Origin of the sequence: Arenibacter aquaticus (genome assembly GCF_003957295.1) — a bacterium.
Taxonomy (GTDB): Bacteria; Bacteroidota; Bacteroidia; order Flavobacteriales; family Flavobacteriaceae; genus Arenibacter; species Arenibacter aquaticus.
In genome coordinates this window covers 68,045-84,834 of sequence record NZ_RQPJ01000014.1, presented here as the reverse complement: position 1 = coordinate 84,834, position 16,790 = coordinate 68,045, and the positions used below count along the sequence as shown (strand labels likewise).

Genomic DNA, 16,790 nt, shown 5'->3' with positions numbered 1-16,790 from the left:
TCATGGATAGAAGAAAGAGTATACAGACAATAATTCTTGGTGCAAGTGCGTCTGCCTTGGCCTTTCATGGTTGTAAGACAGATGGACCCGATTCGGCTAAGGAAGCCGTTGCACAAGCAGAAGATACCCATTACTTTGGCCGTACGCCGGAGGAATTGGAGCTTATTGAGAAATTGAATGCAGAACAGCTTTTTACCGAACATGAAATGGAAACCATAGCGGTATTGAGTACAGTGATACTTCCGCCCAAAGAACCCAATGGAGGACCTATTGAGGCAGAAGTTCCGGAGTTTATAGAATTCATGGGCAAGGATATTCCTGAGATGCAGCTTACCCTTAAAGGGGGGCTTATGTGGTTAGACCATAAGAGCAATGCAGATTTCGGAACCGAATTTAAGTTGGCTACCCTGGAGCAGCAAAAACAAATATTGGATACCATCTGCTACCACGATCCAGAAAAACCCTTGGATGTACAACCCCTAGAAATACAGTTTTTCTATTTAATTCGTGGGTTAACCGTTTGTGGCTACTATTCCTCCAAAGTAGGAATTGCCGAACTGGGCTATAAAGGAAATACACCAAACGTCTGGGATGGTGTTCCAAAGGATGTATTGGACCAACACGGCGTGGCCTATGATCCTGAATGGGAAGCCAAATGTATAGATCAGAGCACCAGAAACGAAATAGCTACTTGGGATGACGAGGGCAACCTGTTAACCTAGGTCCCTACAAATAATTGTAGCTAAACAAGGTGTTGGATAATGCCTTTAGAAAATAAAAAGCCTCCAAACCGGGGCTTTTTTTATATTTGAACAAAAGGAAAAAGTGAGAAATAGATCCATAAAAATAAATTCTGGTATAAAGGGGGCAATTTTTAATGGTATACTGCTAATGGCCCTGGTTTTTACTTTTGGTTGCAGGGAAAGAGTAGTCAAGAAGCATCAAGAAAAGGCTGTTGAAATGATACTGGAGATTCCAGATTCTGCAAAAGCCCCAAAGCCGCAAAAAGAAGAGGTGCCAAAACCCGTACTAAAATCACTTGAAGGTCTTGCCGACACCTTGTTTGTTAGACTTGCCGATTACAGTGCTGATTTTGATTATGATCTGCGCTATGCCACCGAAAATAATTTTCTTAAGGCCAAGGTGTATGATTGCGCTGAATGTTATACTAGGGTGAAAACGGCTCGGGCATTGTTATTGGCCAACAAGGAATTTATGGATAAAGGATATAAGATTAAATTTTTCGACTGTTACCGGCCCAATGATGTGCAATATAAAATGTGGGCCATAGTCCCCAATCCGCAATATGTGGCCAACCCGGTCAAAGGATCTATACATAACAAAGGGGGGGCTGTGGATATTACTCTGGTAACCTTGGAGGGGGAGGAATTGGATATGGGAACCGATTTTGATTTTTTTGGCAAAAAGGCATACCATGATAATATGGACCTGCCACAAACTGTCCTGAGCAATAGACTGCTGTTAAAGGAAACCATGGAGAAACATGGTTTTTGGTCCATTAGAACAGAGTGGTGGCACTACAATTTGGGCACTGCATCCAATGATAAAGTGGCCAATTTTAAATGGGATTGTGATTAAAGATATTTCAAGTACCCCTTTTAAGTTTTGATATTGTTGCCTCATTAAAGCTATTGGGCTAGACGTACAATTTGTATTTTTCCTTGTATTTAATTTTGGTAGGGAGTGATCACCTGAAAGGGGCACGGCATGGGCTGCCACAATTAGTACAGCTGCGGTAGTAGATGCTTATGAGAAATGGTAGCCTTTGATATTATGTGTGCCCAAGAATGTCTTATGTGTTGTTGGCTATGAATCCTTGTAATTAATAGCAGAATAAAAGAGGTGTTTACACTTTATGGCAATGAACAACTATTTTTTCACCATACATATCGGTCGTAAAAAATAAATAGTCTTTCCCACCATCCTTAATTTTGAACTTCTTCCTTATTTCCGCTACGCTCATTGGAAAATTTCTAATTGTAATATTGGCCTTTTTTAGTTGTAGTTGCTGAATTTCTTTTTTGTTGAATGCCACTACCCGATTAATCCTGAACACCCGCCCAGGAAAGGTTAATAGTTCCTGATGGGTGTACAAATGCGTATGCTCGTGGAGTTTGAAAAGCTTAAATTGATTTCCTACTGTTTTAAAAGCCCCGGATTTTAAAATGGATGCATTGGGTTCATATAAAAATTCCAGTGGTGCGGAAAAGTTAGGAGTGGTTAATTTCTCTTCATGCGGCATAAAACGAAATGTCTCCGTATGGGTTGGGTAGAGGTTTACTGTCTGTATTGATACGGCATCCGTATAGCCCTTTTTTAATATCCATAGTAATTCCTTGACCTCATTTTTAACGGCAATGACATGTATCTCCTTTACAAACTGCAACTCTTTTAAGCCTGCGGAAACATCCAAAAGGGGAGCGGTCTTTATCATTATATTGGGGGCACTCTTAAAGATAGTAGCTAAATCTTTGGGGATATTGGGGATACAATCCGATAACAAAAATACCTTGCCCTTGGCATCATGCCTTCTGGAAGGGTCTACATATATCCAATCAAAATGGATGGGTGAATTTTTTAAAAAGGCAATGCCATCACCCATATGCGTCTTAATATTGGTTTTGCCTAGAACCGTGAAATTATGTTGGGCAATTTTTGATAATTCCCCATCCATTTCACAGTGGTGCACTTGGTCAATTTTGTTGCTAAAAAAATAACTGTCCACGCCAAGGCCGCCAGTAATATCAAAAAGGGAAGTTCCGGCTACTAGTTTTGCTTTGTAAAGGGCCGTTGCTTCAGATGAGGTTTGCTCAATATTAAGTTTGCCGGGATAGTAAATATTTGGAGAGTTGTGCCAAATGGGAAGCTTGTCCTTGCATTTGTTCCTTGCCTCAATTTGTCGTACCAATTCCTTGTTGCTAACCTCTTTAAAAAAAGCCGGTTTCAGTAAAATAGACATGGGGTCCGTATGGGAACGGTCACGTATAAATTCTTGTACCGGTCTATCTAATATATTTGTATTCAATGTAAGCTTATAAGTTTTTGGTAATCGACTTTACAATTTTGTTTTCGGCAAAAAACTCCTTTAGGATTACTTTTATGGCCGTATAGCCCGGGACGGCAATAATCATCCCGGTAACTCCCAGGAGTATTCCCCCGATAATTATGATTAAAAATATTTCCAGGGGATGCGACTTTACGCTGCTGGAAAAGATAAAGGGCTGTGAAAAGAAATTGTCCACCAACTGTCCAAGGGTAAAGCCTATCATCACATAACCCGTCTTGGGCAAAATAACGCTGCTAAAATCGGCCCCTACATTGCTGGTCATGGTGAGTATGGCCATGAGCAAGCCTCCAATAATTGGGCCTACATAAGGGATTAGGTTTAGAAGGGCGCAAAGAAAAGCAATGACAATGGCGTTTTCAATGCCAAAAACAAAAAGGACAATGGAATAAATGATAAACAGTATCAATATCTGAAACACCAATCCCACAAAGTAGCGGGAGAGTAGGTTTTTTATTTTTTCTATAGAATTCTGAACCCTATTTTCCTTATTGTTGGGGATAAGGGTCAAGAGGGATTGTTCAAATAATTTGCTGTCCTTTAAGAAGAAGAAAACAATAAATATTATAGAAAACAGTCCAACACTAAAAGTTCCCAATATCCCTATAAGTGAATTTAAAAATTCCGGGATAAGGCCAAAGTTGATATTGGAAAGCAATTGGGAATCTTTAAGGCCTCGCTCCAAATCCTCTGATCTTACACCAAAGTATTCTAAAAGTTGGCCGTATAGTTCCTCTATATTGTTTTGTAAAGCATCTATGTTTAGCAGCGATAGATTGTGTCCTTGTTGGATGAGCAATGGTACAAATAAGGCAATAATCCCTGCAATAATCCCAATAAGAAATACCATGGTGATGATTACGGCAACTGTATTGTTGAATTTTAACCGCTGGCGAAAAAACATCACAATGGGTCTGCCTATTAGGGAAGCCACCGCGGCAATGGCGATATATATTAATACGGCACTTATTTTATATAGGAAGAGCAGTAGAATAACAATCCCTGCAATAATCCCCAGGGCTCTTAAAATACCTTCGGAAAGTGTTTTTGCGGTCATTTTTTAGCTTTTAAAAACATAAGATATAATGTTGGCCCCCATTTGCAAAGCTTTTAAGCGCACTTCCTTAGGGTCGTTGTGTACTTCAGGGTCTTCCCATCCGTCACCCAAATCACTTTCATAGGTGAAAAGTAGTATAAGTCGGTTATTGTCAAAAATTCCAAAGGCCTGTGGGCGTTTTCCATCATGCTCATGTATCTTTGGCAATCCTTTGGGGAATTTGTACTGCTGTTTAAAAATGGGGTGATCGGCACCCAATTCTATCCATTCCTTGTTTGGGAACACCTTGGCAAGCTCTTTTCGCAGATAGGGTTCCATACCGTAATTGTCATCTATATGTAAAAATCCTCCGGACAATAAATACATCCGTAAATTCTCGGCCTCTTCTTGGGTGAAAAATACATTGCCGTGACCTGTCATATGTAAGAAAGGGTATTGGAACAGGTTAGGACTGTCTACTTCTACGGTACTTGGCTTGGGGTTTAGGGTTGTCCTTAAATGCTGGTTGCAAAAATTTATTAGGTTTGGTAGGGCCGTGGGGTTGGCATACCAATCGCCTCCACCCCCATATTTTAAGATGGCAATTTCTTGGGCTTGTACAGTTGGGGCCAAGAGTAAATGGAGCAACAACAGTATTTTAGAGAGTTTTTTCATTCGCAACGGAAAAGCATTAAGCTATTCAAATTTAAGAATATTAACGACTTAAAAAATTTTAGGGGCGGCTATATAGCTCGGTCGTTTAGTGAAGATGATAGGCAAAAAACTTCCTAAGCTAAGTTACATGCTTAAATTAGCAAGCCTATAAGTTGATCATGGCCAGCGTTGTGCAGGCAACAATGGCGGCGGTTTCGGTCCTTAGTCTGTTGTTTCCCAATGCAACCGCCTTGTAATTGTTCTGCAAGGCCATTTCTATTTCATTTTCGGAAAAATCTCCTTCGGGACCAATCATAATACTCGTGTTTTCCTTTGGGCGTGCAGCGTGCAAAAGTTCTTTTTTTTGATTGTTCTCGCAATGGGCAATAAAACAGTTGTCACTATTGGGCAGGGTCATAAATTCTTTAAAAGAAATAGCCCGATTTAGTTTGGGGAGATAGGTCTGTAGGGATTGCTTCATGGCCGATTGAATAACCTTTTCCATGCGTTCCTGTTTAATCACCTTTCTTTCGGAATGGTCGCAAATAATTGGTGTTATCTCATGTACGCCAATTTCTGTGGCCTTTTCTAAAAACCATTCAAACCGATCGTTCAATTTAGTAGGGGCAACTACCATGTGCAAACGGTAGGGGTTTGGGGAAACAGCTCTATTAGCTGTTATTTTGGCGGTACATTTTTTATGGTCGGGATTAAGGATCTCCGCCTCATACCATATACCCTTGCCGTTGGTGATGTGTAAGATATCCCCAGATTTTTTTCGCAGGACTTTGGAAATGTGTCTGCTCTCGTCTACCGGAAAGGTAAATTGGTTGGTCTCGTTATCTAGTTCGGGATGGTAAAACAGTTGCATAGAATATTCAAAGTTTGTTAGCGTTCGTTTAATTTATGTTGGGCATGCTCCAGGCCTAATTCAATATAATACAATAATTGCTCTTCCAAATTTATTCCCGCTAAGGAAACATACACAAATTCTTTCATTGGGCGTTTGGCGAAATCCATTGGCCTAACATGGGGCAGCTGTAGTACGCGATCCATTTTATGGGAGACAACCCTCACCATTAAATCCTCCTTTATAATACCAACCGTCATTTTTCCCTTGTACAGAAATGCCAACCCTCCAAACATTTTTTTTTCTGAAATATGGGTTTTTACCATTTGGGGTTGCAGTTCAAAACTGGCCTTAATTCTTTTTGCAAGAAGTTCGTTGTATGCCATAGTATTGAAATTTAAGGTTGGTTATTATGTGTTGGTCAACTAAAAATCGTTACAGGCTATATGCTAAGAGGGACAACCTACATCCCTCATTGATCCATTAAGAGTTATTTCCCTATTACATATCTTGCTTTGGCCGATACACTTTGATCGGAAAAGTCCATTTCCCTATATTTTAGGTAACCTACAATCCCGATCATGGCTGCATTGTCCGTGCAATACTCAAATTTAGGAATATAAGTATTCCAGCCCCATTTCTTCTCGGCATTTTGCAAGGCCTGTCTAATTCCGGAATTGGCCGATACTCCTCCTCCAATGGCTATTTGTTTTATGCCGGTTTGTTTTACCGCTTTTTTAATTTTATCCATTAATATATTGATTATGGTATGCTGTATGGAGGCGCAGATATCGTTGCGGTTTTCAGCTATAAAATTTGGATTCTTCTTTGTTTCCCGCTGTATAAAATACAGGATACTTGTTTTTAGTCCGCTAAAACTAAAATTTAATCCGTCTACCTTAGGTTTGGGGAACGGGAAGGCATTAGGGTTCCCCAGCTGAGCATATTTGTCTACCAATGGTCCTCCGGGGTAGGGAAGACCTAAAATTTTAGCACTCTTATCATAGGCTTCCCCAACGGCATCGTCCAAGGATTCGCCCAGGATTTCCATATCAAAATAATCCCTTACCAAAACTATCTGGGTATGCCCCCCACTAATGGTCATGGCCAAAAAAGGAAAGCTAGGGCTGTTGTAATTATCCTCCTTGATAAAGTGCGATAAAATATGCGCTTGCATATGATTTACCTCTATCAACGGAATGTCCAGGCCAAGTGATAAGGATTTGGCAAATGAGGTTCCAACCAATAAAGATCCCATAAGTCCGGGTCCGCGCGTAAAAGCTATGGCGGATAATTGTTTTTTATCGATATTTGCTTTGGCTAAAGCTTGGTGTACTACCGGAACAATATTTTGTTGGTGGGCCCTTGAGGCTAATTCGGGGACAACCCCTCCGTATTCCTCATGTATTTTTTGTGTAGCCACTATATTGCTTAAGGTTCTGTTGTTGCATAATACCGCGGCAGAAGTGTCATCACAGGAGGATTCTATGGCAAGAATATAAATAGTTTTATTTTCCACTTTGTTTGGAATAAAATTTGAATGTACAAAGGTAAAACATAAAGCCCTATCAAAAAATTAAGAAAAATTCTGGTCAGAGTATTTTTGGTGCTTATACTTATTTGTGTGTTCAGTAGTTTAATACTTTCCCTGCCGTTCGTGCAAACCCGATTTGCCAGGTATGCTACTACTGAAATTAATAAGAAATATGGCACCAATATTAATATTGACCGCCTTAGGGTTTCCTTTATTTCTTGGGATACAGCGCTTCAGGGTGTTTACATTGAAGACTATCAGAAAGATACTCTGTTTTATATTGATAATTTAAGGACCTCCATTCTAAACGTACGTAACTTGGTGAACGGCAAGTTGGAGTTTGGGGATATTGCCTTGGAGAAACTTAATTTTAAGCTTAAGACTTACAAAGATAACCAGAAAACCAATTTAGAGGTCTTTATAGATAAATTGGATAATAAAAAACAACGTACACCAGGACGACAGCCCTTTTTCTTTTCTTCGTCGGATGTGGAAATTACCGATGGTAATTTTAGGCTTATTGATGAAAATAGGGAAACCACCACCATGTTGGATTTTGAGGATTTAAATATTTCGGCCAATGATTTTACTATAGAAGGTCCAGACGTGGGGGCAGTTATTAAGGATATGTCTTTTAAGAGTAAACGAGGGATAGAGGTAGAGAAAATGAAAACCCAGTTTACTTATACCAAGCAGCAAATGCGCTTTGATTCCCTGAGGATAAAAACACTGCAATCCGATTTGTTGGGCGAGGTTGTGTTTAATTACAATAGGGAAGACTTTCGGGATTTTTTGAATAAGGTAAATATTGATGCCCAATTTACAGAGTCTATCGTGGCATTGGATGAGGTAAATCAATTGTACAACCAATTTGGGAGTGATAAAATTGTAAACTTTACCGCCAATATTGATGGGGTGCTGAACAATCTGGCAGCCACCGACCTGTTTTTAAATATGGACAATACTGGGATACGGGGCGATTTTGATTTTGAGAATCTTTTTGATAAGAATGCCGGATTTGTCCTGACGGCCAATATGAAAAATGTAACCTCCAGTTACTACGAATTAAGGGCCTTGATGCCCAATATTTTGGATGTACTACCCACTTCCATACAGCGATTGGGACAGTTTACAGTAAGGGGAGATGCCGTTATTACGGAGTCGTCCATCAACACAAAAGCCAATATAAATACCCTGATAGGTAGTAGTTATGTAGATTTGGAACTCACCGATATAGATCATATAGACGATGCCTCGTACAAAGGTTTTGTCTCTTTGATAGACTTTGATCTGGGCGAGCTAATTGAAAGTAAGGACGTAGGTATTACCAATCTGGATTTCAATGTAGAGGGCAAGGGAGTGGTGATGGAATTTCTGAATACCGAAGTAATTGGGGAGGTGTATTCATTGCAGTTTAATGGCTACGACTACAATGATATCAAGGTGTCCGGGATATTAAAAGAACAACTTTTTGATGGTTCCCTCTATTGTTCGGATCAGAATATACAATTTAGTTTTAAGGGGTTGGCAGATTTTGGTGAAAACAGGAACAACTTTAACTTTATCGCATCGGTGGATTATGCCGATCTAAGGAAATTGAATTTTATAAAAGATAGTGTATCCATCTTTAAGGGAGATGTAAACATGGATATTACTGGTAATTCCCTGGATAATATTAGGGGAGATGTGAAATTTTCAAAAACAAATTACCAGAATAAGAACGATACCTACTACTTTGAAGATTTTAAGGTGTCCTCCACCTTTGAAAATGACAGTACCCGTATCATCGATATTAATTCACCGGATATCATCACAGGATATTTAAAAGGTAATTTTAGGGTAAGGGAATTGGGGCAACTGCTGCAAAACTCCTTGGGAAGTATCTATACCAATTACAAGCCGTTCCAAATATCCGAAAATCAAAGGTTGGCCTTCAACTTTAAGATTTACAACAAAATAGTGGATGTGTTCTTTCCGGAGGTTAAGTTCGACCCCAATACCTTTATAAAGGGAAATATAATTGCAGATGAAGGTGACTTTAAGCTTACTTTTAAATCTCCCAGTATTGTTGCATACGGCAATGAGCTAGACAGTATAGATGTTAAGGTAGACAATAAAAACCCGCTCTTCAACACCTATGTTTCTATTGGGGACCTAGCTACGCCTTATTATGATGTAAAGGATTTTAACCTCATAAACACAACACTTAAGGATACCTTGTTCTTTAGGACAGAATTTAAAGGGGGAAGCGAATACAATGACAGTTATAATTTAAATTTTTACCACACTTTTACAAAGGAGAACAAGTCGGTTATAGGTCTAAAAACCTCCGATATCAGTTTTAAAGGGAATAAATGGATCCTAAATAAAGACGGTAACACAAAAAATAAGGTGGTCCTAAATAAAACTTTGGATAGTATTACCATAGAGGAGATTGTAATGAACAATAGCGAAGAAGAACGTATTAGGCTTCGGGGGCAGTTGGCAGATTCTACCTATAAGGATATTGAGTTGCAGTTTAAAATTGTATCGCTTAACAAAATAACTCCTACTATAGACAGTCTCAAATTGAGCGGGGAGGTCAACGGAACCTTGAACGTTTTGCAAAAGGACAATGTATACCTGCCTTCTTCCAATTTGAATATAGGTGATTTTGGAATAAATGGCACTACCTTGGGCGACTTGTCCATAGGGATTGTGGGGAATAAGGATTTGACAGATTTTGTGGTGAATTCTTCCATAGTGGATCAGGCAGGGGAAAAGTTCAGTGTAGTGGGCAATATCTCCAATAGGGAAGAGATTCCACAGGCCAATCTTATTGTGGATTTCAACAAATTTAATTTGGAGCCTTTCAGCCCCTTGGGAGAAGGGGTCATAACTAACATAAGGGGGCAGCTTCAAGGCAGCGCCATCATAAAGGGGCCAGTGAACAATCCAGATATGAGTGGGGTGCTTAGCTTAAATGAAGCAGGTATTGCTATACCTTATCTAAATGTATATTACAGCTTTGCCCCCTATTCCAGGGTGAGGCTAACAGGGCAATCTTTCAATTTTCAAGAAATTAAGCTTACCGATATTGCCATGAATACCAAGGCAACCCTGGACGGCAGCATAACCCATAGTTTTTTTAGGGATTGGAGTTTGGATTTGGATGTGGATACCAATAACGACCGGTTTTTAATCCTGAACACCCCCTTTGAGGAAGAGGTTCTGTATTATGGAACGGGGTATTTAAATGGCACAGGGGAAATCTTTGGTCCAACCAATGCGCTTACCATTAATGTTGACGGGGCCACGGCAAAGGGAACCTCCCTGAAAATACCCATCAGTGATGTGGCCAGCGTGGGCGATTTTTCCTTTATAAATTTTGTGGACAAGATAGTGGAGGAAGAAGATATGGGGCAACGGGTGTTAAAAGAAGTAGAGGGGCTGGAGTTGGCCTTTAATCTGGACGTTACCCCGGATGCGGAGGTAGAAATAGTGGTGGACACCAAAACCGGTAGCTCCTTAAAAGGCACGGGTGCAGGTATCTTGTTTATTGAGATCAATACCAATGGAAAATTTAATATGTATGGCGACTTTGTAGTGGTTACCGGGCAGTTTCATTATAAATTTGGAGGGGTTGTGGACAAGACCTTTAAAGTGAGGCCAGGAGGTAACATTACCTGGGAAAAAGAACCCTTGGCGGCCCAGTTAAATATGGAAGCCGTATATTCACTATATGCAAATCCTGCACCCTTGTTGGATAATTCAGGATATACCAGACGTATTCCAACAGATGTGGTGGTGAGGTTGACAGGGGAACTGCAAAGTCCGGTCATAGATTGGAGTATCGACTTCCCAGGTACCACTTCCATTGTAAAGTCCGAGCTGGAATATAGGTTGCAGGATCCCACTATTGCCGAAAAAAACGCCTTGTTTTTATTGGCCCAGGGCTCATTTGTAAATGAACAGACCGGCATAAACCAGCAGGCCGTAACAGGGAATTTGCTGCAATCGGCCTCGGGTATCCTAAATTCACTTTTGGCCGGTGACAATGATAAACTAAATTTGGGGCTATCCTATGAACAGGGCATACTGGATAGAAGTACCGATATACAGACCGAGAACAGGATAGGGGTAACATTATCTACCCAGCTTAGTGATAGGGTCTTGCTCAACGGCAGGGTAGGGGTGCCGGTAGGTGGGGTGTCCGAAACGGTGGTTGCAGGAGATGTTGAAGTGCAGATACTTTTAAATGAAGAAGGTACCCTAAGTGCAAAAATCTTTAATAGGGAGAACGAAATCCAACAAATTTTAACAGACCAGCAAGGTTATACCCAAGGGGTAGGGCTTTCCTATCAAGTGGATTTTAATAGTTTTAAGCAACTTTTACGTAAAATATTGGGCAGGAACCAATAGGGGATTCAGCGGCTTTTCGTAGTTGTTTTTGGTTTTTTTTAGTCTCTTTGGTTGTTAATAAATGTTTATGTATTTAACATTTTTCAACAAAATTTTGAACGAAAACGTTTTAGTGGTTCCCCTATTCTCAAATTAAAGCTAAAGTGGGGGATTAATTGGATAAAGTTTGCTAGTTTTGCTTTTTCAAAAAAATTAATGGCTTCAGCAATAAAAAGAATTGGTGTTTTTACATCAGGAGGGGATTCACCTGGGATGAATGCTGCTATTAGAGCAGTAGTGCGGACATGTGCCTATTTAAAGGTAGAATGTGTTGGTATCTATAGAGGATATGAAGGCATGATCGAAGGTGATTTTAAAGTAATGGACGCGCGTAGCGTGAACAATATTATTAATAAAGGAGGCACTATCCTTAAATCGGCACGTTGCTTGTCGTTTAAAACCGAGGAGGGGCGTCAGCAGGCTTATAACCAGTTGAAGACCGCAGGAATCGATGCCTTTGTGGTCATAGGTGGTGACGGTAGCTTTACGGGGGCACTGGCCTTTAATAAACAATTTAATTTTCCGGTAATCGGGATTCCTGGGACTATTGATAACGATATCTTTGGAACTACCTATACCTTGGGATTTGATACGGCCCTTAATACGGCAGTGGAATGTATAGATAAGATAAGGGATACCGCCAGTTCCCACAACCGATTGTTTTTCGTTGAGGTTATGGGCCGTGATGTTGGTCATATAGCCTTGAATGCAGGCGTAGGTGCTGGGGCGGAAGAGATCCTTATTCCGGAGGAAAATCTGGGTCTGGAAAGATTGTTGGAGTCCTTAAAACGCAGTAAGGAATCTGGAAAATCATCCAGTATAGTAGTGGTGGCCGAGGGGGATAAAACAGGTAAGAATGTTTTTGAGCTCAAGGAATATGTAGAAGAACACCTGCCTATTTACGATGTGCGTGTCTCGGTTTTGGGACATATGCAAAGAGGTGGGGCACCATCTTGCTTTGACCGTGTTCTTGCCAGTAGAATGGGCGTGAAGGCAGTTGAGGCCTTGTTGGAAGGGAAAACGAACCTAATGGTTGGGATACAGGACAATACTATAACCCTGACACCGATCAATAAGGCGATAAAAGGACATACAAAAATTGATAAGGAGCTAATGCGGGTTTCCGATATCATGACAACGTAATTTTAAACATTAAAAACAAAAGAAATGTCAAACTTAAAAATAGGGATTAACGGTTTCGGTAGAATTGGTAGAATGGTTTTCAGATCTACGGTTCAAAGAGAGGATGTAGATGTAGTTGCCATTAACGATTTGTTGGATGTAGAGCATCTGGCTTATTTGTTGGAATATGATTCTGTTCATGGTAAATTCAATGGTACCATTGAAGTAAAAGATGGTAACTTGGTAGTAAACGGTAAAACTGTACGTATCACAGCAGAGAGAGATCCTAAAAATTTGAAGTGGGACGAAGTTGGTGCCGATGTGGTTGCCGAATGTACCGGTATCTTTACAACCTTGGAAATGGCTCAGTCACATATTGATGGTGGTGCTAAAAAAGTGGTTATTTCCGCTCCATCCAGCAACGCTCCAATGTTTGTAATGGGAGTTAATCACCAAGAGGTTAAAGCATCCGATAATATCGTTTCCAATGCATCTTGTACTACCAACTGTTTGGCTCCATTGGCAAAGGTATTGAACGATAACTTTGGTATTGAAGAGGCGTTAATGACTACGGTTCACGCAACAACTGCTACACAAATGACTGTTGATGGTCCTTCCAAGAAAGACTGGAGAGGTGGTAGAAGTGCTTTATTAAATATTATTCCTGCTTCCACTGGTGCTGCCAAGGCGGTTACAAAAGTAATTCCTTCATTGCAAGGGAAATTAACAGGGATGGCATTCAGGGTGCCTACTGCCGATGTTTCCGTAGTGGATTTAACTGTTCGTTTGGAAAAAGAGACTTCTTATGAAGAAATCAAAAAAGCCTTCAAATCTGCGGCTGACGGCGATTTAAAAGGAATTTTAGGATATACCGATGAGGCTGTAGTTTCCCAAGACTTTATTGGCGACGCTAGAACCAGTATTTTTGATGCAGGTGCCGGAATCGAATTAAATTCTAAATTCTTTAAGGTTGTTTCTTGGTACGATAATGAGGCTGGATACTCCAATAAATTGGTTGACTTGGCTCAGTACGTAAATAATTTATAATCTTTTTGGTAATAATTTTATGAATCCTGAAAATGAGTAATTTTTTGCTTATTTTCAGGATTCTTTTTTAATACACTTGTTTTATGATATTGATTGTAGATAGTGGAGCAACAAAATCGGATTGGATTGCTTTGGATGAGAAAGGCAATGAGCTGTTTATGACCCAAACCCTGGGATTAAGTCCAGAAGTGTTAACCCGACCAGTCATTGAAGATCGCTTGGCGAATAATTTTGAACTCTCCAAGAACAAGGAGAAGGTTACACATTTGTTTTTTTACGGTGCCGGTTGTGGTACTGACAGAATGAAGAAGTTCTTGACAGAGATCTTCAACGACTTTTTTCCTAACGCCAAGGCGGAAGTAAAAGAAGATACCTATGCAGCAATTTTCGCTACTACCAAAATTGGTCAGCACGGTATAGTATGTATCTTGGGAACAGGTTCAAATTGTAGCTATTACGATGGGGAGAAATTACATCAAAAGGTAACCTCCTTGGGATACATTCCAATGGACGACGGTAGTGGAAACTTTTTTGGGCGTAAATTGATCAGGGATTATTACTTTAATAAGATCCCTATGGATTTGGCCACCAAATTTGCCAAGGAGTACAATTTGGATGCCGATGTAATCAAGGAGAATTTATACAAACAACCCAACCCCAATACCTATTTGGCCACTTTTGCCAGATTTATTGTGGAAAACAAAGATCATCCCTATTGTAGAGGTGTCATAGACAAAGGCTTTCAGCAGTTTGTAAACAACTACATTATGCAGTTTGAGCTGGCTACAAAAGTACCTGTTAGTTTTGTAGGGAGTATTGCCCATTACTTGCGCGAGGAACTAACTGCGGTTATTGAAAGAAACGACCTGGTACTAGGGGTAATAAGACAACGGCCAATAGAGGGGCTGGTGGAGTTTCATAGGGCGTCTATTTAACGGCAATCATTGAGATTTCCACATTAACGAATTTTGGAAGATTGGCCACTTCAACAGTTTCCCTGGCCGGAGCAGTATCCGCATCAAAATATGAGGCATATACCTCGTTAATTTCAGAAAATTGATGCATGTCCTTTACAAATATCGAAGACTTAACTACATTGTCAAAAGTCATTCCTGCCTCGGTAAGAATGGCTTTTAAATTTTCAAGAGATTGCTTAGTTTCTTTTTTAATGTCCCCGGATACTAGTTCACCAGTTGCTGGGTTTATTGGGATTTGTCCGGAAATATATAAGGTATTCCCGCTAAGAACGGCCTGATTGTAAGGGCCTATTGGTGCCGGTGCATTTTTGGTGGTAATAATTTTTTTCATTTAAAGTGCGAATTAATTTTTGGGAAAATTAATCAAAAAAAAAGGAATCCCTGTGGTGCACTGGCCCACTATTTTTAAATTTCTTTATAGTAATAGGGATGCAAAATTTTTCTACTCCCTGTATTTTGTTAATAGTAGAGTAGTACTATTTTCCTCCGTTAGATTGTAGATCCCTTATGCATTCCACGCCAAAGCTTGGGGTTGCCCCATTTTTGGAGGTGAGCATTTTTGCCATTCCCCATCCAAATTGAAGTTCTGCCCGCATTAGACAATTCTCTTCGTTGCAGTGACTTTTTGCATCGGGGTCTTGGTGGTCGTTAACAGGGGTGGTGCCTAGGTCTACCAAGCCAAAAAGATGTCCTGCTTCGTGGTTTAGGGTGGCCGTTTCTACTGTGCTATTAGTGATTAATGAGCTTCGAGATGCCAATTTTCTAATGGTGGCCTCGTAGATAACCATGGAGGTGTTGCGGTATACGGCACCAAGGGTTACCAAGTCTTCCTCCGGATTATCATCTTCAGAAGAAGCATCGGTGAAATAAATGTAAAGTCCCAAAGTGTCCCCGTCATTGTAAACGGTCCTATTTTCTTTTTCCAAGTCGGAAATTTCCGAAACGCTAAGACTGTCTTTTTCTGGAGACGGTAGTTCCTTGTACACTAAACTGATATCATCTTTATGGATTCGTTCGTTCAGCTGCTCTACAAAATTGGAAATGGCCGTTTCTGTAGGGGCATAACCCTTAACATAGGCAATCTCGATCAGCATATTTTTAAATTTGTTGTCCGAGAGTATATCATTTGCTGAATCTCCAGGGCCCAATAGGTTGGCACTCCTGTTTACAGTCTGTGTGTTGTCATCGCTATTCTCTTTAGAACAGCCAAGGAACAGAGTGAGCGTCAATAACAGCACAAAAGATAACTTCTTCATTTTTTTCTTCATTTAAGTTCAGGGATAGGGTCCATAATATACTAACGATAAATACCAGTAAGTATTACTTTATGACGCTGAGTCTGGCAAGGTAATCATAATGCTCCCCACTGCTGACCAGTTCACAAGATAGGTTATTTGCATTTGCCGCTCGCTGTAAAGTGTTAAAATCTATATACAACCACGGTAGTGGCCCGCTCTTTTCTCCTTTGTACTCCATCTCAAATACAACTTCCCCATAATATTTTTGGTTGTCAGGAATCCAGTACCCCCCATCTTCATCCTCGTCATACATGTAGATAATATCACTGGAGTCCAAAATTATTTGTCCGTTGGGGCGCAAAAGTGATTTTAAATGGGTGAAAAGGCTATCTATGTTGTTAAGTTTTCCTACTATGCCTATGCCGTTCATTAGCATTAGCAGAGTGTCAAATTTTTGATCCCGAAAATCCAGGATTCCACTAAGGGCCGTATGTTGTACTCCTCGTTGTTTACAAGTTTCAATGGCTCCGGGAGAATGGTCCAGTGCGGTTACACTGATGCCCTTTTTTTGCAAATAGAGACTGTGGCTCCCTGCACCGCAGCCTATATCCAAAACGCTGCCCTTGCACAGTTTAAGTGCCTTTTGTTCCAAAGAAGGCATTTTTTTATAGTCCCTGAACAGATAGGGCAGGGGAATATGGTCTTCTTCGTCCAATGAGGAATAGGTTATGATATCTTCGGAATAGTTGCCAGATTGGTAGTCCAATAAAGCCTTGCCAAATATGTCCTGAGCCATTTAAATTTGTA

General features: G+C 40.3%; 15 protein-coding genes. 6 read left to right on the top strand and 9 right to left on the bottom strand.

The features are described 5' to 3' along the window. Positions 1–2: 2 nt before the first annotated feature. Positions 3–722, top strand: coding sequence for a gluconate 2-dehydrogenase subunit 3 family protein (locus tag EHW67_RS13735; protein ID WP_126162966.1), 720 nt, complete (start codon positions 3–5; stop codon positions 720–722). A 103-nt stretch (positions 723–825) separates the two neighbouring features. Then, positions 826–1,599: a M15 family metallopeptidase gene (locus EHW67_RS13730; RefSeq protein WP_238389940.1), complete on the top strand. Its 774-nt coding sequence runs from the start codon at positions 826–828 to the stop codon at positions 1,597–1,599. Between the two features lie 268 nt (positions 1,600–1,867). Here EHW67_RS13730 and EHW67_RS13725 read toward each other — a convergent pair whose 3' ends face one another. The 6 genes from EHW67_RS13725 to tsaD all read right to left on the bottom strand — a co-directional run bounded on the left by EHW67_RS13725 (position 1,868) and on the right by tsaD (position 7,144). Further along, positions 1,868–3,046: a THUMP-like domain-containing protein gene (locus EHW67_RS13725; protein WP_126162965.1), complete on the bottom strand. Its 1,179-nt coding sequence runs from the start codon at positions 3,044–3,046 to the stop codon at positions 1,868–1,870. A 7-nt stretch (positions 3,047–3,053) separates the two neighbouring features. Next, entirely contained in the window at positions 3,054–4,142 is a 1,089-nt protein-coding gene (locus tag EHW67_RS13720) for an AI-2E family transporter (protein ID WP_126162964.1), read from the bottom strand. 3 nt (positions 4,143–4,145) lie between these two features. Then, positions 4,146–4,796, bottom strand: a complete 651-nt coding sequence (locus EHW67_RS13715) for a DUF4159 domain-containing protein (RefSeq protein WP_126162963.1) — start codon at positions 4,794–4,796, stop codon at positions 4,146–4,148. 145 nt (positions 4,797–4,941) lie between these two features. Next, the gene (locus EHW67_RS13710) at positions 4,942–5,646 is read right to left on the bottom strand and encodes a 16S rRNA (uracil(1498)-N(3))-methyltransferase (protein WP_126162962.1); all 705 of its coding nucleotides are present in this window, start codon (positions 5,644–5,646) and stop codon (positions 4,942–4,944) included. A gap of 17 nt (positions 5,647–5,663) precedes the next feature. Then, positions 5,664–6,011: a TfoX/Sxy family protein gene (locus EHW67_RS13705; protein ID WP_126162961.1), complete on the bottom strand. Its 348-nt coding sequence runs from the start codon at positions 6,009–6,011 to the stop codon at positions 5,664–5,666. A gap of 104 nt (positions 6,012–6,115) precedes the next feature. After that, the gene (gene tsaD / locus EHW67_RS13700; RefSeq protein WP_126162960.1) at positions 6,116–7,144 is read right to left on the bottom strand and encodes a tRNA (adenosine(37)-N6)-threonylcarbamoyltransferase complex transferase subunit TsaD; all 1,029 of its coding nucleotides are present in this window, start codon (positions 7,142–7,144) and stop codon (positions 6,116–6,118) included. A 105-nt stretch (positions 7,145–7,249) separates the two neighbouring features. Between tsaD and EHW67_RS13695 the strand changes: the two genes are divergently transcribed. The 4 genes from EHW67_RS13695 (at position 7,250) to EHW67_RS13680 (ending at position 14,703) form a co-directional block, all read left to right on the top strand. Beyond that, positions 7,250–11,560 (top strand): translocation/assembly module TamB domain-containing protein, encoded by a 4,311-nt coding sequence (locus EHW67_RS13695; RefSeq protein ID WP_238389939.1) that lies wholly within the window; start codon positions 7,250–7,252, stop codon positions 11,558–11,560. A 195-nt stretch (positions 11,561–11,755) separates the two neighbouring features. Further along, on the top strand, positions 11,756–12,742 hold the full coding sequence (pfkA, locus tag EHW67_RS13690; RefSeq protein WP_126162959.1) for a 6-phosphofructokinase: 987 nt from the start codon (positions 11,756–11,758) through the stop codon (positions 12,740–12,742). Positions 12,743–12,766: 24 nt separating this feature from the next. Next, entirely contained in the window at positions 12,767–13,768 is a 1,002-nt protein-coding gene (gene gap / locus EHW67_RS13685) for a type I glyceraldehyde-3-phosphate dehydrogenase (RefSeq protein WP_126162958.1), read from the top strand. 83 nt (positions 13,769–13,851) lie between these two features. Beyond that, positions 13,852–14,703: an N-acetylglucosamine kinase gene (locus EHW67_RS13680; RefSeq protein WP_126162957.1), complete on the top strand. Its 852-nt coding sequence runs from the start codon at positions 13,852–13,854 to the stop codon at positions 14,701–14,703. Here the strand turns inward: EHW67_RS13680 and EHW67_RS13675 are convergent. The 3 genes from EHW67_RS13675 to EHW67_RS13665 all read right to left on the bottom strand — a co-directional run bounded on the left by EHW67_RS13675 (position 14,696) and on the right by EHW67_RS13665 (position 16,779). Next, complete coding sequence (locus tag EHW67_RS13675; RefSeq protein WP_126162956.1) at positions 14,696–15,076, bottom strand: RidA family protein; 381 nt, start codon at positions 15,074–15,076, stop codon at positions 14,696–14,698. The genes EHW67_RS13680 and EHW67_RS13675 overlap by 8 nt on opposite strands. 145 nt (positions 15,077–15,221) lie before the next feature. Next, a complete protein-coding gene (locus tag EHW67_RS13670) occupies positions 15,222–16,001 on the bottom strand; it encodes a hypothetical protein (protein ID WP_126162955.1) in 780 nt (259 codons plus the stop codon). A 64-nt stretch (positions 16,002–16,065) separates the two neighbouring features. Then, positions 16,066–16,779 (bottom strand): class I SAM-dependent methyltransferase, encoded by a 714-nt coding sequence (locus tag EHW67_RS13665; protein ID WP_126162954.1) that lies wholly within the window; start codon positions 16,777–16,779, stop codon positions 16,066–16,068. Between the last annotated feature and the right edge of the window lie 11 nt (positions 16,780–16,790).

Coding starts and splice junctions, on each gene's coding strand:
- EHW67_RS13670 (WP_126162955.1), bottom strand. CDS start 16,001: ATGAAGAAGTTATCTTTTGTGCTGTTATTGACGCTCACTCTGTTCCTT.
- EHW67_RS13680 (WP_126162957.1), top strand. CDS start 13,852: ATGATATTGATTGTAGATAGTGGAGCAACAAAATCGGATTGGATTGCT.
- EHW67_RS13705 (WP_126162961.1), bottom strand. CDS start 6,011: ATGGCATACAACGAACTTCTTGCAAAAAGAATTAAGGCCAGTTTTGAA.
- EHW67_RS13715 (WP_126162963.1), bottom strand. CDS start 4,796: ATGAAAAAACTCTCTAAAATACTGTTGTTGCTCCATTTACTCTTGGCC.
- EHW67_RS13665 (WP_126162954.1), bottom strand. CDS start 16,779: ATGGCTCAGGACATATTTGGCAAGGCTTTATTGGACTACCAATCTGGC.
- EHW67_RS13675 (WP_126162956.1), bottom strand. CDS start 15,076: ATGAAAAAAATTATTACCACCAAAAATGCACCGGCACCAATAGGCCCT.
- EHW67_RS13710 (WP_126162962.1), bottom strand. CDS start 5,646: ATGCAACTGTTTTACCATCCCGAACTAGATAACGAGACCAACCAATTT.
- EHW67_RS13735 (WP_126162966.1), top strand. CDS start 3: ATGGATAGAAGAAAGAGTATACAGACAATAATTCTTGGTGCAAGTGCG.
- gap (WP_126162958.1), top strand. CDS start 12,767: ATGTCAAACTTAAAAATAGGGATTAACGGTTTCGGTAGAATTGGTAGA.
- pfkA (WP_126162959.1), top strand. CDS start 11,756: ATGGCTTCAGCAATAAAAAGAATTGGTGTTTTTACATCAGGAGGGGAT.
- EHW67_RS13720 (WP_126162964.1), bottom strand. CDS start 4,142: ATGACCGCAAAAACACTTTCCGAAGGTATTTTAAGAGCCCTGGGGATT.